The sequence below is a fragment of the Streptomyces griseoruber genome (genome assembly GCF_001514205.1).
GTDB classification, from domain to species: domain Bacteria; phylum Actinomycetota; class Actinomycetes; order Streptomycetales; family Streptomycetaceae; genus Streptomyces; species Streptomyces griseoruber.
This window is the reverse complement of sequence record NZ_KQ948812.1, coordinates 5409-6345: the sequence shown is the minus strand read 5'-3', so window position 1 is coordinate 6345 and position 937 is coordinate 5409. Positions and strand designations below refer to the sequence as shown.

1 protein-coding gene is annotated in these 937 nt (G+C 75.7%); it reads right to left on the bottom strand.

Translation table 11 applies throughout. The annotated features are described in order from the left end of the window. The coding region (locus AQJ64_RS44650; protein ID WP_159060370.1) for a beta-ketoacyl reductase at nucleotides 1-937 on the bottom strand (937 nt) is incomplete at both ends.

The window sequence follows — 937 nt, the reverse complement described above, 5'->3', positions numbered from 1 at the left end:
GGAAGGCACCCACATCGACCAGCGTGGTTCCGGGACGCTCACCCTCCGGGTCGTACAGGGTGGCCAGATCCCAGCCTCGGTCGGCGGGGAACGGGCCGACCGCGTCACCGCCCTCGGACAGCAACTGCCACAACCCCTCCGGATCCCGCACCCCACCCGGGAACCGGCACGCCATCCCGACGATCACCACCGGATCGTCACCGACGACCGCACCCCCCGAAACCGGCCCGACCGGCTCCGCCTCGGCCGCATCACCCAGCAACCGCTCCCGCAGATGCCGCGCGAGTGCCATCGGGGTCGGGTGGTCGAACACGACCGTCGCGGCCAGGCCGGTGACACCCGTGAGGGCGGAGAGGCCGTTGCGGAGTTCGACCGCGGTGAGGGAGTCGACGCCCAGGTCGCGGAAGGCACGCTCGGCCGGGACGGCGACCGCCCCCGCGTAGCCGAGCACGGCGGCGGCGCAGGACTGCACCGTCTCCAGCAGGACGCGGTCCTGTTCGGCGCGGGTGAGCCCGGTCAGCCGGCCGAGCAGCCCTGCGCGGTCGTCGATCGCGGTGCGCCCGGCCCCCGTGGCGGCGGCTTCCAGAGCCGCGCGTGCCTCGGGCAGCGAGGCGATCAGCGGGTTCGGGCGGGTCAGGGTGAGAGCGGGAGCGAAGTCCGCCCAGTCGAGGTCGGCGACGACGACGGCGGGCGTGTCGGACGCCGCCGCGCGAGCGAGGACGGCCGTGGCCGCCTCGGCGTTCATGGGCAGGACGCCGCCCCGGCGCATCCGCGAGGCGGAGCGGGTCTCGTCGGCCATGCCGCCGTCGGCCCACGGCCCCCAGGCGATCGAGGTGGCGGGCAGCCCGGCCGCCCGGCGCCGCTCGGCGAGCGTGTCGAGGAAGGCGTTGGCCGCCGCGTAGTTGCCCTGGCCTGCCGCCCCGATGCTTCCCGCGAA